Source organism: Sphingobium sp. SA916, assembly GCF_002894065.1.
GTDB lineage: Bacteria > Pseudomonadota > Alphaproteobacteria > Sphingomonadales > Sphingomonadaceae > Sphingobium > Sphingobium fuliginis.
The window spans coordinates 16,459-38,537 of the sequence record NZ_LXYF01000040.1; the positions used below are offsets into that span (position 1 = coordinate 16,459).

General features: G+C 65.8%; 24 protein-coding genes. 8 read left to right on the forward strand and 16 right to left on the reverse strand.

The genetic code is table 11. The features are described from left to right. Positions 1–88: 88 nt before the first annotated feature. The 13 genes from A8G00_RS12265 to flgB form a co-directional block, all read right to left on the reverse strand. A complete protein-coding gene (locus A8G00_RS12265) occupies positions 89–1,144 on the reverse strand; it encodes a flagellar motor protein MotB (RefSeq protein ID WP_044660330.1) in 1,056 nt (351 codons plus the stop codon). A gap of 3 nt (positions 1,145–1,147) precedes the next feature. Further along, complete coding sequence (motA, locus tag A8G00_RS12270) at positions 1,148–2,011, reverse strand: flagellar motor stator protein MotA (protein ID WP_007682571.1); 864 nt, start codon at positions 2,009–2,011, stop codon at positions 1,148–1,150. A gap of 228 nt (positions 2,012–2,239) precedes the next feature. Then, positions 2,240–3,085, reverse strand: a complete 846-nt coding sequence (locus A8G00_RS12275) for a flagellin (protein ID WP_025548605.1) — start codon at positions 3,083–3,085, stop codon at positions 2,240–2,242. Between the two features lie 17 nt (positions 3,086–3,102). After that, entirely contained in the window at positions 3,103–4,443 is a 1,341-nt protein-coding gene (gene flgK, locus A8G00_RS12280; protein WP_103000804.1) for a flagellar hook-associated protein FlgK, read from the reverse strand. Beyond that, a complete protein-coding gene (locus A8G00_RS12285) occupies positions 4,440–4,754 on the reverse strand; it encodes a rod-binding protein (RefSeq protein WP_103000805.1) in 315 nt (104 codons plus the stop codon). Before A8G00_RS12285 ends, flgK begins: the two co-directional genes overlap by 4 nt. Beyond that, positions 4,754–6,007 carry a flagellar basal body P-ring protein FlgI gene (locus tag A8G00_RS12290; protein ID WP_249902380.1) on the reverse strand — a complete coding sequence of 418 codons (1,254 nt, stop codon included), beginning with the start codon at positions 6,005–6,007 and terminating at the stop codon, positions 4,754–4,756. The genes A8G00_RS12285 and A8G00_RS12290 overlap by 1 nt, the downstream gene beginning before the upstream one ends. Next, positions 6,007–6,678 carry a flagellar basal body L-ring protein FlgH gene (locus A8G00_RS12295; RefSeq protein WP_044662808.1) on the reverse strand — a complete coding sequence of 224 codons (672 nt, stop codon included), beginning with the start codon at positions 6,676–6,678 and terminating at the stop codon, positions 6,007–6,009. The genes A8G00_RS12290 and A8G00_RS12295 overlap by 1 nt, the downstream gene beginning before the upstream one ends. Before the next feature lie 8 nt (positions 6,679–6,686). Next, complete coding sequence (flgG, locus tag A8G00_RS12300) at positions 6,687–7,475, reverse strand: flagellar basal-body rod protein FlgG (RefSeq protein ID WP_025548597.1); 789 nt, start codon at positions 7,473–7,475, stop codon at positions 6,687–6,689. Between the two features lie 67 nt (positions 7,476–7,542). Then, on the reverse strand, positions 7,543–8,283 hold the full coding sequence (locus A8G00_RS12305) for a flagellar basal body rod protein FlgF (protein ID WP_044660327.1): 741 nt from the start codon (positions 8,281–8,283) through the stop codon (positions 7,543–7,545). Positions 8,284–8,432: 149 nt separating this feature from the next. Beyond that, positions 8,433–9,275, reverse strand: a complete 843-nt coding sequence (locus tag A8G00_RS12310; protein ID WP_048576704.1) for a flagellar hook-basal body complex protein — start codon at positions 9,273–9,275, stop codon at positions 8,433–8,435. A 51-nt stretch (positions 9,276–9,326) separates the two neighbouring features. Next, positions 9,327–9,983 carry a flagellar hook assembly protein FlgD gene (locus A8G00_RS12315; protein ID WP_103000806.1) on the reverse strand — a complete coding sequence of 219 codons (657 nt, stop codon included), beginning with the start codon at positions 9,981–9,983 and terminating at the stop codon, positions 9,327–9,329. After that, positions 9,980–10,390, reverse strand: coding sequence for a flagellar basal body rod protein FlgC (gene flgC, locus A8G00_RS12320; RefSeq protein WP_025548590.1), 411 nt, complete (start codon positions 10,388–10,390; stop codon positions 9,980–9,982). The genes A8G00_RS12315 and flgC overlap by 4 nt, the downstream gene beginning before the upstream one ends. Positions 10,391–10,392: 2 nt before the next feature. After that, positions 10,393–10,761: a flagellar basal body rod protein FlgB gene (flgB, locus tag A8G00_RS12325; RefSeq protein ID WP_025548588.1), complete on the reverse strand. Its 369-nt coding sequence runs from the start codon at positions 10,759–10,761 to the stop codon at positions 10,393–10,395. A gap of 264 nt (positions 10,762–11,025) precedes the next feature. Here flgB and A8G00_RS12330 point away from each other — a divergent pair, with 264 nt between their 5' ends. From A8G00_RS12330 to A8G00_RS12365, 8 genes are all read left to right on the forward strand, one after another. Continuing rightward, positions 11,026–11,694 (forward strand): MotA/TolQ/ExbB proton channel family protein, encoded by a 669-nt coding sequence (locus A8G00_RS12330; RefSeq protein ID WP_103000820.1) that lies wholly within the window; start codon positions 11,026–11,028, stop codon positions 11,692–11,694. Further along, positions 11,691–12,173: a flagellar motor protein MotB gene (locus A8G00_RS12335; RefSeq protein ID WP_048576702.1), complete on the forward strand. Its 483-nt coding sequence runs from the start codon at positions 11,691–11,693 to the stop codon at positions 12,171–12,173. The genes A8G00_RS12330 and A8G00_RS12335 overlap by 4 nt, the downstream gene beginning before the upstream one ends. A gap of 128 nt (positions 12,174–12,301) precedes the next feature. After that, complete coding sequence (locus tag A8G00_RS12340) at positions 12,302–12,850, forward strand: flagella basal body P-ring formation protein FlgA (protein WP_061936558.1); 549 nt, start codon at positions 12,302–12,304, stop codon at positions 12,848–12,850. A 46-nt stretch (positions 12,851–12,896) separates the two neighbouring features. Beyond that, on the forward strand, positions 12,897–13,178 hold the full coding sequence (flgM, locus tag A8G00_RS12345; RefSeq protein ID WP_025548582.1) for a flagellar biosynthesis anti-sigma factor FlgM: 282 nt from the start codon (positions 12,897–12,899) through the stop codon (positions 13,176–13,178). A 4-nt stretch (positions 13,179–13,182) separates the two neighbouring features. Further along, positions 13,183–13,491: a hypothetical protein gene (locus A8G00_RS12350; RefSeq protein WP_044660321.1), complete on the forward strand. Its 309-nt coding sequence runs from the start codon at positions 13,183–13,185 to the stop codon at positions 13,489–13,491. A 227-nt stretch (positions 13,492–13,718) separates the two neighbouring features. Next, entirely contained in the window at positions 13,719–14,552 is an 834-nt protein-coding gene (locus A8G00_RS12355) for a flagellar protein FlgJ (protein WP_044662807.1), read from the forward strand. Positions 14,553–14,561: 9 nt separating this feature from the next. After that, positions 14,562–16,682, forward strand: coding sequence for a flagellar biosynthesis protein FlhA (flhA, locus tag A8G00_RS12360; RefSeq protein WP_103000807.1), 2,121 nt, complete (start codon positions 14,562–14,564; stop codon positions 16,680–16,682). 12 nt (positions 16,683–16,694) lie between these two features. Beyond that, the gene (locus A8G00_RS12365) at positions 16,695–17,432 is read left to right on the forward strand and encodes a sigma-70 family RNA polymerase sigma factor (RefSeq protein WP_025548576.1); all 738 of its coding nucleotides are present in this window, start codon (positions 16,695–16,697) and stop codon (positions 17,430–17,432) included. Positions 17,433–17,495: 63 nt separating this feature from the next. Here the strand turns inward: A8G00_RS12365 and mdoH are convergent, their stop codons facing one another. The 3 genes from mdoH to A8G00_RS12380 form a co-directional block, all read right to left on the reverse strand. After that, positions 17,496–19,388 carry a glucans biosynthesis glucosyltransferase MdoH gene (gene mdoH, locus A8G00_RS12370; RefSeq protein ID WP_103000808.1) on the reverse strand — a complete coding sequence of 631 codons (1,893 nt, stop codon included), beginning with the start codon at positions 19,386–19,388 and terminating at the stop codon, positions 17,496–17,498. 87 nt (positions 19,389–19,475) lie between these two features. Next, on the reverse strand, positions 19,476–20,987 hold the full coding sequence (locus A8G00_RS12375; RefSeq protein ID WP_103000809.1) for a glucan biosynthesis protein: 1,512 nt from the start codon (positions 20,985–20,987) through the stop codon (positions 19,476–19,478). A 224-nt stretch (positions 20,988–21,211) separates the two neighbouring features. Beyond that, a complete protein-coding gene (locus A8G00_RS12380; protein ID WP_025548572.1) occupies positions 21,212–22,030 on the reverse strand; it encodes a flagellin in 819 nt (272 codons plus the stop codon). Positions 22,031–22,079 lie beyond the last annotated feature (49 nt).

The following is a 22,079-nucleotide window of genomic DNA, read 5'->3' on the forward strand; positions in this document are numbered from 1 at the left end:
CGCAGATGCCGCGCCAGCCCACCCCCTAACCCCCTCCCGCCTGCGGGAGGGGGAATGTCCGCAATCCACCCAAGGCAGCCGGGTTGGTTCAATGCTTGCCGGGCTTGTTCGACGTCCCCGGTGCTGTCGGGTTGATCAACTGCGCGCCTGCGGGGAGGCTGGTGCCGCCCATGTCGAGCTTGCGCGCTTCGGTCCGGGCCATGGTCATGGGGTTGTCGCGTTCCTTGATCGCGGCCCTGGTTTCGGCGTCGGGTTGTTCGTCCGCATCGCCGTCGTTCGCGCCGCGGCTCCACCCCAGGATGATCGACATGCGCCGGTTGCGCGGGTCGTAGACGTCGCCCTTCGCGAAAGGTTCGCGATCGGCCACACCCTCGATCCGGGCGAAGCGGTCGTTGCCGATGCCGCTGGCGGCGAGTGCCTTGCGCGTGGCTTCGGCGCGGGCGGAAGAGAGCATCCAGTTGTTCATCGTCTGGCCCGCGCTGTATGGCAGGCCGTCGGTGTGCCCACGCACGATCAGCGGATTGGGCATGGTCCGGATCGTCGCCGCGACCTCGTTCACCAGTTCCCGCGCCTGCGGCAGCAGGCGGTCGGTGCCCATGGCGAACATCGCGAAGTCCGCCTCGTCTATCAGGTCGATGCGCAGTCCTTCGCGCGTTTCGGTGAAGCGGATGTTCTTCAGCAGCTTGCGGATGCCCTGGCGGCGGGCCATGCGCGCCTCCAGTTCCTTCCTGATCGATTCGAACTTCACCCGGTCGGCGGCCTTGGTGGCCTTGCCGCCCTGGTCCTTCGTGCCCGATGCGTCGCGCGGGATGGTGATGGCGAGATTGCCCTGACCGCCCGTGGTCGGATAATTTTCCTTCGCCGTCATGCTGTCGCCGCCGAACATGCCGTTCGACCCGGCCGAACCTTCCTTGAGCTGCACCAGGGTCGGCGTGAAATAGTCGGCCAGCCCCTTGCGCTGCTTTTCCGTGGTCGCGCCCAGCAGCCACATCAGCAGGAAGAAGGCCATCATCGCCGTCACGAAGTCGGCATAGGCGACCTTCCACGCGCCGCCATGATGGCCGCCATGACCGTCGACGACGATCTTCTTGACGATGATCGGTCTGGGTTCGGGCTCGTTCGCGCCGCGCTTCTTCTCGGCCATGGCTTATTTGCCCCGCATGCCGTCGAACACTTCGGCGAAGGCCGGCTGGTTCGCATGGGTCAGGCTGGAACGCGCGGCCTCGATCACCAGCGGCTGCGGATGGCCGTGCAGGGAGGCGACGATGATCTGCTTGACGACATGATACATGGACCCGTCCGCCTCGATCACGGCGCGGCAGCGATTGGCGAAGGGGTTGACCATGCCATAGGCGAGCAGAACGCCCAGGAAGGTGCCGACCAGCGCCGAACCGATCATGCCGCCCAGGATCGCCGGGGGCTGGTCGATCGAGCCCATGGTCTTCACCACGCCCAGCACCGCCGCGACGATGCCGAGGGCAGGCAATGCGTCCGCCAGTCCCTGGAGGTTGTCCGCGGGACGCAGCGCTTCATGATGATGGGTCTTGAGCGCATTATCCATGACTTCCTCGACCGCATGGGGATCGAGCGTGCCGGAGGAGACGACCACCAGACGCAGCGTGTCGCTGATCAGGTGGATCAGCGTCTTGTCGCCCATCAGGCGCGGATATTCGGAGAAGATGGTCGAGCTGGCCGGGTCCTCGATATGCGGTTCCAGCGCCACGGGCCCTTCGACGCGCAGCGTCTTCATCAGCTTGGAGACGAGGAAGATGCAGTCGAGAAAGTCCTGCTTCTTGTATTTCGGGCCCTTGAACACCTTGCCCAGGCCGCCGCCCAGCGCCTTCAGGTCCGAGCCCGAATTGCCGATGATCAGCGCGCCGACGGCCGCGCCGCCGATGATGATCATTTCATGTGGAAGCGCGTGCAGAACCGGGCCGATGTCGCCGCCTGTAAAGATGAAGCCGCCGAACACCATGGCGAGCAGCACGACCAGGCCGATGATTGCGAACATGATTATCCCCGAAATTCTGCCCGAAGGCGCCGTCTTGATCGAAGCATCGCATGAAAGACGCTCTCGATTGGTTAATACGGCTTGGCGATGCCGTGGTTTAGGGCGCGACCGAAAAATCGATGGCGATGTTTCCGGGCGAAAGATCCTTCTGTTTCGGAAGGTTCGTCCAAGCCATGGCGTGTTCCTGCCCGGGCAGGAACATGATGACCATGGGATCGCTTCAGGCGCCTATTTGATCAGGTCGAACAGGGTCTGCTGGTTGATCCGGGCGAAGGCGGACTGCGCCGCCTCAAGCTGGAGCAGCTTGGCCGATACCGAGGAGATCACATCCTGCAGGTCGGTCGATTCCAGGCCTGCGCGCCGTTCCTTGAGGTCGAGGTCGACATTGGTGAGGCGCGTGCCGATCACGTCCAGCCGGTCGCTGCGCACGCCCTGCTTGGTCTGTTCCAGGACGATGTGGTTCTGGGCCGCCTTGATCGCGTCGAGCCCGGCCGCGACGTCGCTGTCGGTCCCGCTTTGCAGCGCGGCGATGCTCTGGCCCAATATGGCGTCGAGCGTCATCGGCGTGCCGTTGACGTCGATCCCTTCCGACACTTCCTGCCGCGTGCCGACCACCGCGAGGTTGAGGCCGCGGCTGACCGGGACCAGCACGCTCTGCCCATCGTCGAAGGCGGGTACGCCGCTGTAATCCTTCTGGTTCAACAGCGAATCGATGGTCGACCGGATCGTCGTCATTTCCTGGACGATGGCCGTCTTGTCGGTCGTGCTGAGCGATCCGTTGCGGGCGCGCGTCATCAATTCCTGCGCGCGCGTCAGCAGGGAGTTCATCTCGCCCAGATTGGCCTCCGCCGTGTTGGCGCGGGCCGTGCCGGTGCTGATATTCGACTGCCAGGCGGCCTGTTGCGCCTGCGCCCGGCCGATGTCCGACACCTGCACCCAGGCGAGCGCGTCGTCCGACGGCCTGTTCAGCGTCTGGCCGGTCGAGATGGCGGTCTGGCCATCGACGATGTCCTGCGACAATTTCTGCTGACGGCGAATCTCGGCCAGAAGGATCTTGTTGGTGATGCCGACCATGGTCCCGTTGCTCCCGTTCAGATGATCTGCAGAATGGCGTCGACGGTTTCCTTCGCGACCTGAAGGATCTTGGCGCTGCCCGAATAGGCCTGCTGGATGCGCAGCAGTTCGGCCGCCTCCATGTCGAGGTCGACGCCGCTTACCGCTTCGCGGGCGGCCACGGCCTGGTCGCTGCGGTTCTGCGCCGTGGTCTGCTCCGCTTTGGTGGAGGAAAGCAGGTTGGCGTGGGTGGCGATCAGGTTGGTCCAGCCCTGTTCGACGCTGCCATTGCCGCGCAGCACGGTCGATACGGTCAGCAGATTGCCGTTGGGCGTGCCGTCGGCGGCCTTGGTCGCAAGCTGCGCCGGGTCGGTGATGAGGGCGGTGACGGTCGCAGCCGTCGTTCCGGACAGCAGCGGCGCGCCCGCCGCGCCCGGACTGCCGTTGGTCAGCCCCTGCGCATGCCAGTTGTTCATATTGGCGACGAACTGCTGCGCCAGCGTATCGAGGCTGGTGCGGCGCTGCGACACCGTGCCGGCGGCGGAGAACAGCCCGCCCAGCGTGCCGCTCGTCGGCGCGGCCAGGGCGGCGCCGCTGCCGGTCGCAAGCGCCAGCGTGCCGTTGGTGTTGACGGTGAGGGCCAGCGGCGTGGCGCTGCTCCCCTGCACCAGCGTCTGGCCGTTCAGCGTCACCTGCGCCTGGTCATGCGTGCCGAAGCTGATGTCGATGTTGAGATTGGTGGACAGCGTGCCCAATGCCGCGTCGCGGCTGTCGAGCAGTTGCGCATAGGCCGATGTGCCCGGCTGCGCGCGCAGCAGGCTGTTGTTGATGTCCGCGAGGGCGGAGAGGGCCTGGTTGATCGTCGTCACCGAAGCCTGCGCCTCGGTCGCGATGCCGCTGGACACCTGCACCAGGTCGGCCGAGGTCTGGTTGAAGGCCTGGGCGACGCGGCCGATGCTGTCCAGCGTCGTCACCCGCAGGGAGTTGTCGGTGGGGCTGGCGGCCAGCTTGTCCATGTTCTGGAACATGCCGGTCATGAGCTGGCCGATGCCGGTTTCCGTGTCGTTGAGCGCCGTTTCCGAATCGGTCAGCCAGCGCATCCGCGCGACCGCGCTGCCAAGCTGCATGTTGGTGTAGCGCACCGTCGCGTCGAGATAGGGATCGGTCGCGCGGTTGACGCTCTTGACCTCCGTCCCGCCGAAATTGGCGCGGGAGATGTAGACGGCCATGGTGGCGGTGGACGAACCGGATTCGATGGTCGTCACCGAACGGCGGGAATAGCCCTCCGTGCTGGCATTGGCGATGTTCTCGGAAATCGCGGCCATGGCGGTCCGATAGGCCTTGGTGCCCGACGCGCCGATGATGAAGAGGTCGCTCATTCGGCCTTATCCGCGGCATTTGCGCTGGCAGGCGCGACGGCTTTGGCGCCGAACTGGCGCATCAGCATCTCCGCTATGCCCAGCGTGCCGTGGCTCGCCATGCTGTCGGCGGTGCGGGCGTCGGCCATGTCGCGGAACTGGTCGGTGGCGCTGGAATCGCTGATGCCCTCCGCCAGGCTGGCCGAGCGCATCGCGCCCATCATCTGGCGCAGGAAGATCGCCTCGAACTGCTGCGCCGCCTTTTGCAGCGCGGCCCTGTCCTGCGTTGCGCCCGCCGGAGCCGTCGTTTCCGAAGTCGCACCAATCCGCATCACAACACCACCAGTTCAGCCTTGAGCGCCCCTGCCTGCTTGAGCGCTTCGAGGATCGCGACCATGTCCGCGGGGGAGGCGCCGATGGCGTTCACCGCTTTGACTATATCGGCCAGAGAGGCTCCACCTTTAAAATTAATCATCGGTTTCTTTTCCTGATCGATCGAAATCGAACTGGATTGCTCCACCGCCGTCTGCCCTTGCGAGAAGGGGGCGGGCTGGACGATGCGGGGGGATTCGTTGACGCTGACGGTGATTTTCCCGTGCGCGATGGCGGCGGGATGGATCTTCACCGCGCCGTTGATGACGACGGTGCCGGTGCGGGCGTTGACGATCACCTTGGCCGGGGCGTCGGCGGGCGAAATCTCGATATTCTCGATCATGCCCATCATCATGATGCGGTCGGTGGCGCCCGGCGCGGCATCGATGGTGATCGACACGGCGTCCACGGCCTTGGCGCGATGGTCGCCATAGGTGCGGTTGATGCCGTCCGCCACGCGAAGGGCGGTCGTGAGGTCCGCTTCGGACAGGTTGAAGGTGAGGGTGGGGGCGGTGTCGAAGCCGGTGGCGACGGCGCGCTCCACCGTCGCGCCGCCCGGAATGCGGCCGGCGGAGGGGATGTTGACCGACACCTGGCTGCCGTCCGCGCCCGACACGCCCAGGCCGCCGACGGCTAGATTGCCCTGCGCCATGCCGTAGATTTCATTGTCCGCGCCGCGCAGGGGGGTCATGATGAGGGTGCCGCCGCGCAGCGACTTGGCCTTGCCGAGGGCGGAGACGGTGACGTCGAGGCGCTGGCCGGGCTTGGCGAAGGCGGGCAGGTCGGCGGTGACCAGCACGGCCGCCGCGTTCTTGAGCGCCGGGTTGATGCCCTGCGGCAGCGTCAGACCGAAGCGCGAGACCACGCCTTTCATACCCTGCGTCGCATAGTCCAGGCTGTCGTCGCCCGTGCCCGCCAGGCCGACGACGATGCCGTAGCCGGTGAGCTGGTTGGGGCGCACGCCCTGGAAATTGCCGAGGTCCTTGATCCGCTCCGCATGGGCCGGGGCTGCGATCAGGGTGAGGGCGGTGAGAAGGGCGAGTATTACGCGACGCGCTAAACGCTTGCCCAACCACACGCCGTCATTCCCGCGAAGGCGGGAATCCATCTCCCGACGTTGCACCAGACGCGAGGTCCGGAGATGGATTCCCGCCTGCGCGGGAATGACGAAGTTGGGGAGGCGGGCGAAGGACGTCATGGCGTGCATGTCCATCAGAAGGGGCTGATCATGGAGAAGAAGCGCTGCAGCCAGCCCTGGCGGCTGGCGCGGGCGATTTCCCCCTTGCCGGTGTAGATGATCTTCGCGTCGGCCACGCGGGTCGAGGCGATGCGGTTGTCCGGGCCGATGTCGGCCTGGCGGACGAGGCCGCTGATCTGGATATATTCGTCGCCGCGATTGAGCGTCAGCGCCTTTTCGCCCTTCACCAGCATCGTGCCGTTGGGATAGGTCGCCGCGATGGTCACGGTGATTTCGCCGTTGAGCGCATTGGACTGGGTCGCGGCGCCCTTGCCGGTGAAGCTGTTGCTGCCGCTGGAGCCGATGTCGCTGGCGGAGAAGATCTTGGAGAGCGGGCCGGTGCTGGGCGGGGTCAGGGCGATGCTGCCGTCGCGGCTGGTGTCGGCGCTGTTGCTCTTGGTCGCCTGGGTCCGTTCGACCAGCACGATGGTGATGATGTCGCCCACGCTGGTCGCCCGCGCCCCGCTGGTGAGCGGGGTATAGCCCATCGACGCCTGGAAGATCGAACCGTTGGCGGCAGGGGCGGCAGGGGCGGCAACGACCGTGGGGGCATAAAATTGCCGTTCGGCATCGCGCTTCTTGCCGGCCATGGCCGGGGATGCGGCGAGGGCGGTTCCGAAGAGGAAGAAAATGGCCGTTCTGCGCATCATCCGGCTCACAGCTGCTGGTTGACGTACTGGAGCATTTCGTCGGTCGCCTTGATCATCTTGGAATTGACCTCATAGGCGCGCTGGGTCTCGATCATGTCGACCAGTTCCTCGACCACGTTGACGTTCGAGGTTTCGAGATAGCCGGAGCGGACGACGCCGCGCCCGTCCAGCCCCGCGACGCCGACCTGCGGCGTGCCGCTGGCGGCGCTTTCCTTCAGCAGATTGCCGCCGACCGCCTGAAGGCCGCCCGGGTTCATGAAGCTCGCCAGTTCGATCTGGCCGAGCTGGGTCGGTTCGGCCTGCCCCTGAAGCGTGGCGGAGACGGTGCCGTCATTGCCGATGGTGACGCTGGTGGCGCCTTCCGGAACCGTGATCTGCGGGATCAGCGGCAGCCCTTCGCTGGTGACGACGACGCCTTCCGCCGTGGTCGTGAAATTGCCGGCGCGGGTATAGGCGATGGAGCCGTCCGGCTGCTGCACCTGGAAATAGCCTGAACCCTCTATCGCCATGTCCAGCGTGTTGCCGGTCTGGTTGAGCGTGCCCTGGCTGTTGATCTTGGCCGTGCCCTGCATCGCGACGCCCGAGCCGAGGTTGAGGCCGGTGGCGAACTTGTTCTCGCTGTCGCTGTTCGCGCCCGCGGCCACGATCTGCTGATAGGCCAGCGTTTCGAAATCGGCGCGATCGCGCTTGAAGCCGGTGGTGTTGACGTTCGCCAGGTTGTTGGCGATCACGCGCATCTTCGTGTTCTGCGCGTCAAGGCCGGTGCGGGCGACATGAAGGGCTGCGTTGGTCATGGCTCAAAATCTCCGTAGGGCCGTCAGGCTTGCCTGTCGAAAAGCAAGAGCCGTGCCAAATTAACCATCAATCCAGGCGCATCAGCGATGCGCCGCCATCGTCGAGCTGCTTGGCGGTGTCGATCATCTTGACCTGGGTTTCCCAGGCGCGGCTCGCCTCGATCATCTGCACCAGCGCTGACGTGGCGTTGACGTTCGACCCTTCCAGCGATCCGCCGGTCACGCTGGCGAGCGGATCGTCGGGCAGCGCGCCGCCATTGGCTTCGCGGAACAGCCCGTCCGTGCCCTTGGCGATGCTGGAGCCGACCGGGCTGACCAGCTTCAGCTTGTCCACCTGTTGCGGATTGGCGGGGTCGCCGCCCTGCGGCACGCCCCAGATGCTGCCGTCTTTCGCGATGGAGATGCTGTCCATCTGCGGCAGGGTGATGGGGCCGCCTTCGCCCAGCACGGGCAGGCCGTCGCCGGTCATGAGCAGGCCGCTGTCGCTGACCTTGAGGTCGCCGCGGCGCGTATAGGCTTCGCTGCCGTCCGCGGCCTGAACGGCGAGCATCGCATCGCCGTTCATGGCCACGTCCAGCGGATTGCCGGTTTCGGTGACCGCGCCTTGCGCCATGTCGGCGGCGATCACCTGTTCGGACGCCTGCGCCCGCGTGTCGAAGGTGCTGCCCTTGATCCAGCGCGTCTCGGCATTGGCGATTTCCGCGCGGAAGCCGGTGGTGTTGACGTTCGCCAGATTGTTGGAGATCGCCGCCTGCCGCGCCATCGCGCCGCGCATCGCGGTGAGTGCCGTGTTGACGAGCCGGTCCATGGGGGTGTCCTGTTGTTGACTGCGGGCGCTGATTTATTTCCGTCACCCCCGCGGAGGCGGGGATCCATCTTCCAGCGTTGCCGCTTTGTGCGAGGTCGGGAGATGGGTTCCCGCTTTCGCGGGAATGACGGTTCAATTCATGCGGAAGCTTAGGTCCGCATGTTGACGATGGTGGTGGACAGCGTGTTCGCCGCCTCGATCGCCTTCGAGTTCGCCTGGAAATTGCGCTGGGCCGAGATGAGGTTCACCAGCTCTTCCGTGATGTCGACATTGGAGCGTTCCAGCGCGCCGGAGCGGACCGAGCCGAACAGGCCGCTATTGCCGGTGCCCAGCATCGGCGTGCCGCTCGCGTTGGTCGCGGTCCAATGGGCGTCGCCGCTCTGGCGCAGCCCTTCCTGGCTGTTGAACGCGGCGATGGCGGTTGCGCCCAGATAGACGGTGGAACCGTCGGCATAAACGCCGGTGATCTTGCCTTCTTCCGACACGCCCACGCTGGTGAGCTGGTTGCCGGTGCCGCCGTCGGGCCAGTTGGTCGGAATCTTGAGGTCGGTCAGCGATGTCGGGGTCAGGGTGCCCGTCACCGTCGGCGCGCCGGTGGTGGGATCGAGCGGGATCACCTGAAGCCGGGCGCCGGTGGTGTCGACGACATAGCGGTCCTCCTCCACCGAGAAGGCGCCGTTGCGGGTATAGCCCACCTGATTGTCGGCGCTGCGCTTCACCGTGAAGAAGCCTTCGCCGGTGATGGCGAGGTCCAGCGTCTTGTCGGTGGTCTCGATCGTGCCCTGGGTGAACTGCTGGCTGATGCCCTGGGCGCGCACGCCCTGGCCGGCGACCTGCGTCGTGGTCTGCATCGGCGCGGCGGCGAAGATGTCGCCGAACACGGCCTTGCTCTTCTTGAAGGCGGTCGAGTTGACGTTGGCGACATTGTTCGCCGTGGTCGACAGGTCGGTCTGGGCGGCCTTCAGGCCGGAAAGCGAGATGTAGAAGGACATGGCGTTGCTCCTTGGGTGAAAAGGAAAATCGGTGTGAAAAGGATTGGTCGGTTAGGCGAGCGAGATGGCGTCGGACGGCGAATAGGTGCCGAGCGCGGTGATCAGCTTGGACGAACTGCCGTCGGCGGGTGACTGGACGGCGGCGATGGTGGCCCAGCTCGCGACGCGGCTGGGGTTGGCGCCGTTGACCTTGATCCTGAGGGCGTCGGTGGCGACGGTGTTTCCCGCCTCATCCTTGCCGTCCCAATAGAAATTGACGTCGCCCTTGGGCTGATCGCCCAGCGCGATCGTCTTGACGACATTGCCGTTGCCGTCGATCAGGTCGACGCTGGCGCCGCTGGTGGCGTCGGCAAAGCTGACCTGGCCCATATATTGGCCGGCTGCATCGGGCGCGGCGATGTTGCTCTGCACCAGCATCGACTTGCCGATCCAGCTCGCCGCGTCGCCAAGGCGCGATCCGGTCAGTTGCGACGCCAGATTCTTCAGCGTCTGGTTCATTTCCGCGATGCCGCTGCTGTTGGTGATGGTCGCCATCTGCGCGACCATCTGGGCGTTATCGACGGGTTCGAACGGGTCCTGCGTCTGCATCTGCGCGGTCAGCAGGCGCAGGAAATCCGCCTGGCCCATTTCCGACTTGCCCGTGCCGACATTGGCATAGGGGTTATAGACGGACAGGCCCGCGCTGTCGGTGGCGGTCGTGGTCGTCATTTGCCGATCCTTATGGTTTCCATCATCAGGGACTTGGCGGTGTTCAGCACCTGCACGTTGTTCTGGTACATGCGGGCGGTCTCGATCATGTCGACCAGCTCCGCGCTGCTATCCACGGCGGCTTCCCAGACATCGCCATTCTTGTCGGCCAGCGGATGGTTGGGATCGTGGCGCTTGGTGGGCTGCGCATTGGTGGTGACGACATTCTGGACCTTGACGGTCGAGACGCCGGGGCTGTCGGTGACGGACTGGAACACCGGCTTGATCGCGCGATAGGCCTCCGCCGCGCTGCCGGTGACATTGCCCGCGTTCGCCATGTTGGATGCGGTGGCGTTGAGCCGCACGAGCTGCGCGCTCATGGCGCGGCCGGCGATGTCGAAGACGTTCAGGGGGCCATGGCCGCTCATGCTCATTCTCCCTTAAGCGCGCGGGTGATGGTGTTGATGCGGCCCTCCAGGAAGGAGAGGGTCGTGCGATATTTGACGGCGTTTTCCGCGAACAAAGTCTGTTCGGTGCTGAGTTCGACCGTGTTGCCGTCGAGGCTGGGTTGCAGCGGCACGCGATAGCCCATCGAATCGTCGACGGCCTGCGACACGTCGGCGGCGGATTTGCCCTGCCGCGTCGTGGCTTCCTTGAGGGCGGACTCGAAATCGATGTCGCGCGCCTTGTATCCGGGCGTCGAAGCGTTCGCGATATTGGACGCGAGCAGGGACAGGCGCTGCGAGCGAAGCGCCAGCGCCTTTCCATGTATCCCGAACAATCCGTCTTCCAGCGACATTGTCGTCTTTCCGCTTTTTTCCGCCCCGATGGGCCTAAAACTTCCGTCTCCCCCGCCGTTCTGAAGCCTGATGGCGTGAACTGCGGGTGATCCAGCCTGATATTCGCAAGAGCCGTGCCAACTTGCGTGGGTGACGCATCGGCATGGCGGAAAATGGCGGAAATCCGGGGGATTGCGTGAGGATGGCGGCAAGGGCGGCAAAATTTTGCCGGCGGGTGGCAGCGCTTTGCCGCCGGCCGGCCGGGCGTAAGCGGGGACGTGAAGATGATCGGGATCATGGCGCATTTGTTCGACCCCCTGACCTTGCTGGCCATGGTCGCGGGGATCGGGCTGGTGGCGCTGTTCCAGAATGGCGCGCGGGCGCTGGCGCGGGCCTTTGCCGCCCTTGTTCCCCTGCTGCGCGCCGATCCGGCGAAGGACCGGGATGCTGCGCGGGCGGCCATGCTGAAGATCGATCAGGTCGCGCAACTGCGCGGCCTTGCCTGCACGGACCGGGTGAAGACGGCCAATCCCTATCTGACCGAAGCCGCGCGCAAGCTCGCCAATTGCGAGAAGACGGAGCAGTTCGAACTGTGGGCCGCGCAATCGCTGGCGGACCGGGCGCAGCGCCATGGCTCTGCCTGCAAGGTCTGGCTGTCCATCGCGGATGCCGCCCCGGCCCTGGGCATGGCGGGCACGATCATCGGCCTGGTCGGCATGTTCGCCGCGATGGACGATCCGGCGGCGCTGGGCCCCTCCATGGCCCTGGCGCTCCTCACCACCTTCTATGGCGTGGTCATTGCCAATGTCATCGCCGCGCCCGTAGCGACGCGGCTTGCCGACCTGTCGGAACGGGAACTCGCCTGGCAGAAGGAGGTCACTGATCGCATGGCCGCCATCGCGCGGCGGGAAAATGTGCCGATGCGCCGCGCCTCGATCCGCGAGGTGGCATGAATATCTCCGCCCTTGCCGGGGCGCGGCGCGGCCGCTGGGCGATCAGCTTCGCCGACCTGCTGCTGTTGCTGCTCGGCTTTTTCGTCATGCTTCAGGCCAGCGGCCAGCGGCGTGACGCCATGCTGGCGCAGGTGCGGCAGCAATTTGGCGGCCATGCCAGCAGTCCCATGGAAATCCACGCCGCCGAACTGTTCCTGCCCGGTGAGGCGTTGCTGACGCAGCAGGGCCGGAAGCGGCTGAAGATCGTGGCGGATCGCTTTGCGCTGGGGCGCGAGCGGCTGGAGGTCAGCAGCCGCGGCACGGATGCGGGGCATCAGCGCTTCGACGGCTGGGACCTGTCGGCGGCGCGCCTTGGCGCCGTGGCGCGGGCGCTGAAGGCGGAAGGCATTGGCGGCGACCGGCTGGTGCTGCGCGGGCTGGACCAGTTGGATGGCGAGGGCGGCAAGGGGCAGGTGATCCTGATTGTCGCGGGGCGTTAGGCGTCGACCGCCCCAAAGGTGCTGCTGTTTTTTTGGCACGGCTCACCCTCCCCCAGCAGCAGCGTCCATTATATGGCACGAATTTTGCGTGGTTCATGGTTAATCCTGTCCGCTTTCGGAGAGATACCGTGACAAATTTGCCCAAGATCCTGCTTCTGGCGCTGTCCGTTTCAGCGTCCGACCCTGCGCTGGCGCAGCAGAAGTTCGAGAATCTGGATCGGATCGACAGTCTGGTCGCGATGACCGTCGGCGCCAATCTGGGCGAACCGGGCGGGCCGATCGCGCCGGTCGACCGGCGTTTGCGGCTGGCCGCCTGTCCGGCGACGCCCAGCGTGGACGGGCCTGTCTTTGGCGCCGCCATCGTCAAGTGCGATGCGTTGGGCTGGCGAATCCGCGTGCCGTTGGTGGCCGGCGGCGCCGCTGCCGCTTCCGGGCCGGTGGCGCGCTACGCCCCTGCGGCCCGGGCGGCGCCCAGGGAGGCCGCCGTCAAGAAGGGCGACCCGGTGCAATTGATGGCGGGCAATGCGGCCTTCAGCGTCTCGCGCATGATGGTCGCGGACGAGGACGGCGCCGTGGGCGAGACGATCCGCGTGCGGGAAGACAGGAAATCCGCGCCGATATTGGCGCAGGTCGTGGAAATGGGAATTGTTCGTGTTCCGGGATTTAACAATTTTTGAACCCGGCCGTATATAGACTGTGCGGGACGAATGAAGGATTGAAACGATGATCAAGTCTGTCGGCCAGAATATCAGCGCCGCCATAGAGGCAGCCCGCCTGAAGGAAGGCGGCAGGACGACGCGCGCTTCTTCGACCGGTTCGGCCGCGACTTCCGCTTCTTCGGCCAGTTCGGCAAGCCCCGTCGCCCGCATGGCGGCCGAAGGCGCGCCGGTCGACATGGACCGCGTCGCCGCGATCAAGGCGGCCATCGCTTCGGGCAATTACCCCGTCGATCCGGCGGCGATCGCGGATCGCATGCTGGCGCTCGACCTGCCGGCGGCCGGTTGACCCCATGCCGCTCGGTCTTGCAGCGCTGGATGAGTTGGGCGCGGCTTTCGAAGAGCTGCGCGGGGCACTGGACGGCGTGGATGCGGCGGTGATCGAAGCGGCGACGCAGCGGATCGCCAAAGCCGCGTCCGCTGTTCGCGCCATCGGCGTATGGCGGTCCGACGAAGCGGTGAAGGATCGATTGAGGGCGCTCCAGCCGATGATGGAATCGGCGCGGATTCGTACCAACCTGCTCGCGGACCATGCGAATCAGCGGCTCGCGATACTCGCGGCGCGCGGCGCGGAAACGGCGCCTCTGGTTTACGGGCGCTGAAAATCCCGACCCTCCGAGACGTTGTAAGGGCGCCCGCCATGGCGCCCTTTTTGCTTTCCATCTGACGGCGGACTGGGCTCCTGCCCGCGCAGGAGCAGGTGGGCGCGGCTTGATTTGACCGGAGCAGGCTCCATTCCCAAAAATCAAATTATGAGCGCGCGTTAACCAAATCTTGGCACGTCACTTGCTCTAATGACCCCCGGTACCAACGGGGATTGATCGAACCAGTGTCGGCTTTCGCAGACATCGCAGGAACGGGGGCGGCAACGGGCGCTTCGACGGGCAATCGCGTGACCAACGCGATCGCCATGGCCAGCCGGCGGACGGGCGTGGACTTCGCCTATCTGCTGGGGCAGGCGAAGATCGAGAGCAGCCTCAATCCCACCGCCCGCGCGACCACCTCCTCCGCGACCGGGCTTTACCAGTTCGTCGACCAGAGCTGGCTGGCGGTCATCGACCAGCATGGCGGCGAATATGGGCTGGGCTGGGCCGCCGACGCGATCAGCCGGGGCAGCAATGGCCGCTATTATGTGGCCGATCCCGACCTTCGCCAGCAGATACTGGACCTGCGCAAGCATCCCGAAACCGCATCCGTCATGGCGGCCCAACATGCCGCCGACAACAAGGCCACATTGGAGCAGCGGCTGGGCCGCGAGGCGGAACCGGTCGACCTTTACATGGCCCATTTCCTGGGCGTCGGCGGGGCCAGCAGGTTCCTGTCGATGAACGACCGCGCGCCCAATGCCGCCGCCGCCGGGATGTTCCCGGCCGCCGCCCGCGCCAACCGCTCCATCTTCTACGACAGGCAGGGCAACGCCCGCAGCTTCGCCGAAATCCGCGACCGCTTCGCCGCCAAGCTCCAGAAGGGCTTCGATTCGGTCGGCGGCGGCGACATTCAATATGCCGATGCGTCTTTGCCCTCCGGCGCGAAGACCGTGCAGCCCGCCGACTATGTGCGGATCGAAACCCAGCGCCTTGCGACCGCCGCCGACGTCACCGTCCGGCCCGAACCGCAGACGGCGCGCCTCGCCTATCTCATGCTCGCCACCCTCGGAAGGTAACGGCCCGATATGACTCCCGCCCAAGTCAAAGCGAAGATCTGGATGAGCGCCGCCAAGGGAGCGGTGTTGCCCATTGCGACGCTGATGGTCGTGCTGTTCATGATGGTGCCGGTGCCGGCGATCATGCTGGACGTCGGGTTCATCACCAACATCATGATCAGCCTGGCCGTGCTGATGGTGGCGCTGAACGCCGCCAAGCCGCTCGACTTCTCCAGCTTTCCGACGGTGCTGCTGTTCGCGACGCTGCTGCGGCTGGCGCTGAACGTCGCGTCGACCCGCGTCGTGCTGGTGAACGGGCATGAAGGCACCGATTCGGCAGGCCATGTGATCGAGGCGTTCGGCCATTTCCTGATCGGCGGCGATTATGTCGTCGGCATCTTCGTCTTCGCGATCCTGATGATCATCAACCTGGTCGTGATCACCAAGGGCGCGGGCCGCGTGTCGGAAGTCAGCGCCCGCTTCACCCTGGACGCCCTGCCGGGCAAGCAGATGGCGATCGACGCCGACCTGAACGCCGGCCTGCTGACCCCGGAAGAGGCCAAGGTCCGCCGCCGTGAAGTGGCGACCGAGGCGGACTTCTACGGATCGATGGACGGCGCCTCGAAATTCGTGAAGGGCGATGCGGTCGCGGGCATCCTGATCCTGGCCATCAACATCGTCGGCGGCATCATACTGGGCGTGGTCAGCCACAAGCTCAGCATCGGGGAAGCCGCCCAGACCTATATCATCCTGGCCATCGGCGACGCGCTGGTCGCGCAGATTCCGGCGCTGCTGCTCTCCATCGCCGCCGCCGCCATCGTGACTCGGGTCGGCAGCGAGGACGATCTGTCGAACCAGATCACCAGCCAGTTCGGTTCGGGCAAGGCCTGGATGCCGGTCGCGGCGATCCTGACTTTCCTGGGCATTTTGCCCGGCATGCCGCACATGATCATCCTGCCCGCCGCCGCGGTGGCGGGCGGCATCGCCTGGCACCTCCGCAAGTCGAGCCAGCGCAAGGCCGCCGAACCCGAAGCCGCCGCCCCGCCGCCCAATCCCGCGCTGATCGAATGGAACGACGTGTCGGACGGCGCCGTGCTGGGGCTGGAGATCGGCTATGGCCTGATCAGCCTGGTGGACGAGCGCAAGGGCGCGCCGCTGATGGCCCGCATCACCGGCATCCGCCGCCAGCTTTCGAAGGAACTGGGCTTCGTCGTGCCGATGGTGCGCGTGAAGGACAATCTGGCGCTGGAGCCGAACCAATATCGCATCACTATCGCCGGCGTTGTCGTCGGTGAGGACGAGATTTTCCCCGACGACCTGCTGGCGCTGGACAGCGGCGCGCTGGAGGGCACTGTGTCCGGCCGCGAGGCGAAAGACCCGACCTTCGGTCTGCATGCCGTGTGGATTTCGCCTGCCAATCGCAGCGAAGCCGTGGTCGCGGGCTATACGGTGGTCGATCCGCCGACGGTGGTGGCGACGCATCTCAACCAGCTTATCGCCATGAATGCCAGCGAGATGTTCGGCCTGGACGAAGCGCGCAAGCTGCTCGACAACCTCAAGGACGCCGCGCCGCAACTGGTCGACGGCCTGACGCCGGGGCTGCTGAACCTGACGCAGATCAGCGCGCTTTGCCGCGCCCTGCTGGCGGAGGGCATTCCGCTCAAGGATTTCCGCCGCATCTGCGAGGCGATGGTCGACGCGGCGCGGCCCGACATGACGCTGGACCAGCTGGTCGAAGCGGTGCGCCAGCGCATCGGTTCGCTGATCATCCAGGGGCTGGTGCCGGTGAAGATGCCGCTGCCGGTGATCACGCTGGACGGCGATCTGGAAGCGTTGCTGGCGCAGGCGATGCGGGTCGCGGGCGATGCCCGGCACCCGATCGAGCCCGCCCTCGCCAACCGCATCATAGAGGCGGTGGTGACGGCGGCCCGTCCGCTGCTGGGGCAGGCGCGCAGCTTCGCCATCGTCACCTCGCCGCTGGCCCGCCGCGCGCTGGCCCGGCTGTTCAAACCGCATCTGCCGGAGACGCCGGTGCTGTCCTTCCTGGAAATTCCCGATGGCAAGGGCGTGGAAGTCGTCGCCGTGGTCGGCGGCGAGCAGCGGCCCGCGCCGCGCCACGACCCCCTGCCGACACGCGAACGCGTTGCCTGAGGAGCCTGACCGATGTTCATGAATAGGGTCGTCGCCGGTTCCGATGCCAACACCTATGGCCGGTCCGCCCATGCCAATTCGCCCGAACGGCTGGCGCGCCAATATATGCCGCTGGTGCGCAAGATCGCCTGGCATGTCCATGGCCGGGTATCGAGCGCCATCGAGATCGAGGATCTGCTCCAGATCGGCATGGTCGCGCTGGTCGAGGCGGCCAATGGATTCGAGGATCGGGGCCTTGGCTTCGCCTCCTATGCGCAGATGCGCGTGCGCGGGGCGATGATAGACCATCTGCGCCGCCATGCGACGATGACGCGTTCCGCCATGTCGCAGCGCAAGCAGTTAGGGGCCATCCGCAACCGGTTGGAGCAGAAGCTGGGCCGTGCGCCGCTGGAGGCGGAGATGTCCGCCGAAATGGGGCTGGACCCCGCCGCCTATCGCGAAGTGGCGGATGGCTGCGAGATGGTGCAGCATAGCAGCATGGACGAGGTCTATTCCGACCAGTCCATGTGGTTTGCCGATGTCGAGGATCGCGCCGACGATGTGATGGAGCGGGAATCGCTCAAAGCCGCGCTCGCCAAATGCATAGGCGACCTGCCGCAGCGGGAGGCGCTGGTGCTTCAGCTTTATTTCGTCGAGGAACTCAATCTGGAGGAGATCGGCGCGACGCTGGACATCGGCGCGGCGCGGGTGTGCCAGATCAAGAAGGCCGCGCTGGACAGGCTGCGCGAGAAATTGCGGGATTGGGACTGAGTCCCTTCGCTTTCCTTCAGGCGTGCCGTGCTCCTGCGCAGGAACACGGTGTTTCAGGATCGACTAACTGTCGTTCGCGGCGTTGGAGAAGTCCTTGATCGGCGCATTGTCCAACTGCAGCTGCCGATAGCGCGTCTTCTGGTAATTCTGCATCCGCCACCAGGGTTCCGCCACCTGGAACAGCCCGCTTTTCGCGACATGGCTGCCCCAATCCTTGCGCGCCGTGAAGGCCGCGAAGAAGGGCGCCAGCACCAGACCCGCCGCCACCGGCACGATCCAGCCCAGCGATGTATCGGACTCGACCGCCAGCAGCGTCAGCCCCACGCCCAGCAGGATATGCCATTTGAACAGCCAGATCGCCGGCAGCATCCGCATGCCGTCGCGGTCGCGGGTCTGGCCGTTCCAGCTGCTCTTGCGGCCCATCAATATGCCGAACAGGTTGATGGTCTGCGTGAGCATGCTGATCGGCGCCATCAGGATCGACAGCGCGATGTCCGCGATCACGCCGCGCATCATGCGCACTCCGCCGCCGAAACCGATGCGCCGTGCAGGATCGGCCAGCGCCCAGAGCAGCGCCAGCAGCTTCGGCCCGAACAGCAGCACCGCCGTCAGCGCCAGCAGGCCGCCCGACGGCAATATGGCGCTCGGCGGCCAGACGCCCGCCGCCGCGCCGCCCAGCACCACCAGCATCAGCGCCAGCCACAGCGGCGAGGTGCAATAGGCCGACGCCCCGACGAAGAGCTGGAACTTGCTGACCGGGTGCATGCCCCTGATCTTAGAAAGCAGGGGGATGTGCTGGATATTGCCCTGGCACCAGCGGCGGTCGCGGGTGGCGAGATCGGGCAGGGAAGGGGGAAATTCCTCGAAACTGTCGTCGGCCATGACGATATGCACGTCCCAGCCGCGACGGCGCAGCAGGGCCGCCTCTATCATGTCATGGCTCATGATATGCCCGCCGAAGGGCGCGCGCCCCGGCAGTTCGGGCAGGCCGCAGCTCTGCGCGAAGGCCCTGGTCCGCAGGATCGCATTATGGCCCCAGAACATGCCTTCCGACCCTGACCACCAGATCATGCCGGCGGCGGAAATGGGGCCGAACAGGCGGCTGGCGAATTGCTGCCAGCGGGCGAACAGCGTCGACGCGCCGACGATCGACGGCACGGTCTGGATCAGGCCGACATGCGGATGCCGCTCCATATCCGAGGCCAGCCGCGCCATGGTCTGGCCGCTCATCACGCTGTCCGCGTCCAGCACGATCATATAGTCATAGGCGCCGCCGAAGCGTTCGACCCATTCCGCGATATTGCCCGGCTTGCGCCCGACATTGAGTGCGCGGCGGCGGTAATGGACGGGGCGGGAAAAGCCCTTGCGCATCTTCAGATAGGCGGCGCGCTCCTTCTCCCCATTTTCCGGGTTGGAATCGGAGAGGATGAAGAATTCGAACCGCTCGCCCCCCATGACCTGCGCCAGCGAGCGCTCCATGATCGACAGGCGGCCGAGCACGCCCTGAAAATCCTCATTGCAGACAGGCAGCAGCACGGCGGTGCGCCCGCGCAGCGGCGCCGTCGACCGCGCGCGATAGGGACGGACGCCCGGGCCGCGCCCCATGGTCAGCAGCAGGAAACCGATCAGGCTGGTGGCGAAGCCGAAGGCGATCCAGGCGAAGAGCGGGATGAAGAGGGCGAGATAGACGCCCTCCCATGCCGAAATGCCGTCCAGGCCGATGGAACGCCGCATCTCATGCGCCGCCATGGAGGCGGGCAGCAGCGCCAGCAGCACCACCAGGGTGCGCCGGGCCCAGAGGTCGATGTTGAACGGACGGTGGGGCAGATCGCGCGGGGTCGCGGAAAAATCCTGCGCGGGCATGGCCAGGGGCCTCTCCGGGGGAAGATGCTCGAACGCCCTCGCGGTCGCCATTCCGCCGGTCCTGTTGCTGTGCACGCCACCCGTTGCTTTCATGCCCGACTCGTTTCGCCAGATTTCACGGGCTCGAAACCCGTCACCAGAACCGCCTTGAACCCGGCTGGTTCCCTTGTCGCCCTTAATTCAGGCGCCCAGCGGGTAATGCACATATTCGCTGAACGGGCGATTGCCAGCCCTGAGCTGGGCGCGGATATCGGTCGGCCTGCCCCGGTCCCGACGAATATCCAGGACCATCCGGAACATGTCCTTCTGGTGCAGGACCGGATAACCGGCCTTCTTGACCAGCGTTCCGCCGGCAAGATCGACCCATATGTCCGGCCTGCTTCCGGTCGGCACGCCGGCGAAGTCGACCAGGAAACGGTCGACCCCGGCTTCGCCCGACTGCCCGGTCCAGATATTCTCCACCGTGGCAAGGCCGGCGGAAGCGGGCGCGCGGGCGGCGGACCAGTCCAGCCGATAGCTCGCCTCTATCCGGCTGCCCGCGCGGGTGGGCGCGGCGGGGGTCCAATAGGCCGCGACATTGTCGGTATATTCGCTGTCGGTCGGAAAGGCGTAGAGCCGCACCTGTCCGGCGCCCAGCGGCTTGCGGCTGGTCGCCCATAGGGAAGGCCGCCGTTCGTAGAAGACGCCGTCATCCTGATAATGGTCGAAATTGCGGTCGCGCTGGAGCAGTCCGAAGCCCTTGGGGTTGCGCTCCTCAAACACATCGACGCGGGGGGCGGAGGGATTGACCAGCGGACGGCAATGGACGGTCCCATCCGCGCCGGCGATGGAGAGCAGGTCGGAATCGTGGATTTCCGGCCGCCAGTCGGTGCGGGTGCGCCGGTCGGCCTGATCGTACCAGAACATGCTGGTCATCGGCATCAGCCCCAGTTCCGCGATCGCCTTGCGCGTGAACAGCACGGCGTCGACATCCTGCCGCACGCCCTGCGGCGTCAGTTCATTGGCGAAGCGGAAGGCGCCGGTGAGCGATGCGCTGTCCATCAGCGCATAGACCGTGACGCTGCTGCGCCCGGTCCGCTCCAGCCAGAAATGGGTGAAGCGGGGAAATTCCTCCTTCCCCGCGATGCTGGTGTTGATGGCGACGGCGCGGGCCGAGAGCCCGAACTGCCTTTCGGCGGGGGCGCGGAAATAGGTCGCGCCCAGAAAGGACAGCCAGTCGCCGTCCCGCGCCTGATTCATGATGCGGAAGCCGGCAAAGCCCGCATCGGGCCCCAATGCGCGCACCGCATTGCCCGGCGGCGCGTCGAACATGGCGGGATCGTAGCGCAGCGGCGTCGCCCGGCCTTTTTCGACCAGCGCGATCTCCACCGGCTGCTGCACCGTGCCGCTCAGGGGGAACAGGCGGATGCCGGTATCGTCGCCGCTTTCGTTCCAGATGGTCCGCTCGTCACGGAAGCGCGCCTCGTTGAACGCATCATAGCCAATCCTGTCGGCGCCGGGGAAGAAGGGCGTCACCGTGAACGCGCCGCGGGCGAGGCGCTGTGCCCGGGCGATCAGCATGGTCCAGGAAAAGGCCTCGGCCCGGTTCTGGGCCAGCACGGAATGCGGCAGCAGCAGCGCAGCGCCGGATGCCGCGATCATTGCGCGGCGTTCTATTCCTGTCGAAGAATTGTTGGTCATGGCCGTCATCATGGGTGCGACAACCGCCAATGCAAGTGTTTCGATCCCGCATTGATTGGAAACCGGCCGATCGACAAATGCGATGAAGCCTCCGCCCGGGGGGACGGAGGCTTCGTTATGCTGGTCGTTTCATCGAAGTTTTTACCCCCGGCGCGGTGGGGACTGTAAATGCGCCGGGGGCGGCATGACCGGCCGGGGTGACCAAAACCCCAGCCGGTCAATCTGAGTGTCGCAGCTTAGCTGATCAGCTTCAGCACGCCCTGCTGGCTCTGATTCGCCTGGGCCAGCATCGCGGTCGAGGCCTGGCTCAGGATCTGCTGCTTGGCGAGCGCGGTCGTTTCGGCCGAGAAGTCGGCGTCCTCGATGCGGCTGCGGGCGTCGGTCAGGTTGGTGACGTTGGCCGTCAGCGTGTTGACCGTCGATTCGAGGCGGCTCTGCGTCGAACCCAGCGTGGCGCGGGCGGTCGAGACCGACTGAAGCGCCGTGTCATAGAGCGCCAGGGTGGCGGTGGTCGCAGCCGAGCCGCTCACGGTGGCGGCGCTGGCGCCGACGACGGCCGAGAGGTCGATGCCGCCGACGGAGAGCGAGACCGAGTCGGCCGCGGTCGAACCGGCCTGGATCGTGATCGTCGCCGCCGTGGTCGGGAACAGCGAGATGCCGTTGAATTTGGTGTTGGTCATCACGCTGTTGATCTGGGTCGACAGCTGGTCGAGTTCCGAGGTGATGTTCGCCTTCGAATTGGTGTCGTTGGTGCCGTTCAGCGCCTGGACGGTCAATTCACGCATACGCTGCAGCATGTTGCTGACTTCGCCCAGCGCACCTTCCGCCGTCTGGGCGAGCGAGATGCCGTCATTGGCGTTGCGGATGCCCTGGGTCATGCCGCGGATCTGCGAGGTCATGGTCGATGCGATGGCAAGGCCGGCCGCGTCGTCCTTCGCGCTGTTGATGCGCTTGCCGGTCGACAGGCGTTCCATCGCGGTGCTGAGCGCCTTGCTGGCCTGGGCCGAAGCATTGGATGCACGCAGCGCCGAGGAGTTGGTTCCGATAACAGTCATTTTGATACCCTTTCGTTCGTTCAGGTCGCTGCCATCAGGCTGCTTGCGG

Coding starts and splice junctions, on each gene's coding strand:
- A8G00_RS12335 (WP_048576702.1), top strand. CDS start 11,691: ATGAATATCTCCGCCCTTGCCGGGGCGCGGCGCGGCCGCTGGGCGATC.
- flhA (WP_103000807.1), top strand. CDS start 14,562: ATGACTCCCGCCCAAGTCAAAGCGAAGATCTGGATGAGCGCCGCCAAG.
- A8G00_RS12375 (WP_103000809.1), bottom strand. CDS start 20,987: ATGATGACGGCCATGACCAACAATTCTTCGACAGGAATAGAACGCCGC.
- flgM (WP_025548582.1), top strand. CDS start 12,897: ATGATCAAGTCTGTCGGCCAGAATATCAGCGCCGCCATAGAGGCAGCC.
- A8G00_RS12290 (WP_249902380.1), bottom strand. CDS start 6,007: ATGGACATGCACGCCATGACGTCCTTCGCCCGCCTCCCCAACTTCGTC.
- A8G00_RS12330 (WP_103000820.1), top strand. CDS start 11,026: ATGATCGGGATCATGGCGCATTTGTTCGACCCCCTGACCTTGCTGGCC.
- A8G00_RS12265 (WP_044660330.1), bottom strand. CDS start 1,144: ATGGCCGAGAAGAAGCGCGGCGCGAACGAGCCCGAACCCAGACCGATC.
- mdoH (WP_103000808.1), bottom strand. CDS start 19,388: ATGAAAGCAACGGGTGGCGTGCACAGCAACAGGACCGGCGGAATGGCG.
- A8G00_RS12315 (WP_103000806.1), bottom strand. CDS start 9,983: ATGACGACCACGACCGCCACCGACAGCGCGGGCCTGTCCGTCTATAAC.
- A8G00_RS12380 (WP_025548572.1), bottom strand. CDS start 22,030: ATGACTGTTATCGGAACCAACTCCTCGGCGCTGCGTGCATCCAATGCT.
- flgC (WP_025548590.1), bottom strand. CDS start 10,390: ATGAGCGGCCATGGCCCCCTGAACGTCTTCGACATCGCCGGCCGCGCC.
- flgK (WP_103000804.1), bottom strand. CDS start 4,443: ATGAGCGACCTCTTCATCATCGGCGCGTCGGGCACCAAGGCCTATCGG.
- A8G00_RS12305 (WP_044660327.1), bottom strand. CDS start 8,283: ATGGACCGGCTCGTCAACACGGCACTCACCGCGATGCGCGGCGCGATG.
- A8G00_RS12365 (WP_025548576.1), top strand. CDS start 16,695: ATGTTCATGAATAGGGTCGTCGCCGGTTCCGATGCCAACACCTATGGC.
- A8G00_RS12350 (WP_044660321.1), top strand. CDS start 13,183: ATGCCGCTCGGTCTTGCAGCGCTGGATGAGTTGGGCGCGGCTTTCGAA.
- A8G00_RS12275 (WP_025548605.1), bottom strand. CDS start 3,085: ATGGTCGGCATCACCAACAAGATCCTTCTGGCCGAGATTCGCCGTCAG.
- flgG (WP_025548597.1), bottom strand. CDS start 7,475: ATGACCAACGCAGCCCTTCATGTCGCCCGCACCGGCCTTGACGCGCAG.
- A8G00_RS12295 (WP_044662808.1), bottom strand. CDS start 6,678: ATGCGCAGAACGGCCATTTTCTTCCTCTTCGGAACCGCCCTCGCCGCA.
- A8G00_RS12310 (WP_048576704.1), bottom strand. CDS start 9,275: ATGTCCTTCTACATCTCGCTTTCCGGCCTGAAGGCCGCCCAGACCGAC.
- flgB (WP_025548588.1), bottom strand. CDS start 10,761: ATGTCGCTGGAAGACGGATTGTTCGGGATACATGGAAAGGCGCTGGCG.
- motA (WP_007682571.1), bottom strand. CDS start 2,011: ATGTTCGCAATCATCGGCCTGGTCGTGCTGCTCGCCATGGTGTTCGGC.
- A8G00_RS12285 (WP_103000805.1), bottom strand. CDS start 4,754: ATGCGGATTGGTGCGACTTCGGAAACGACGGCTCCGGCGGGCGCAACG.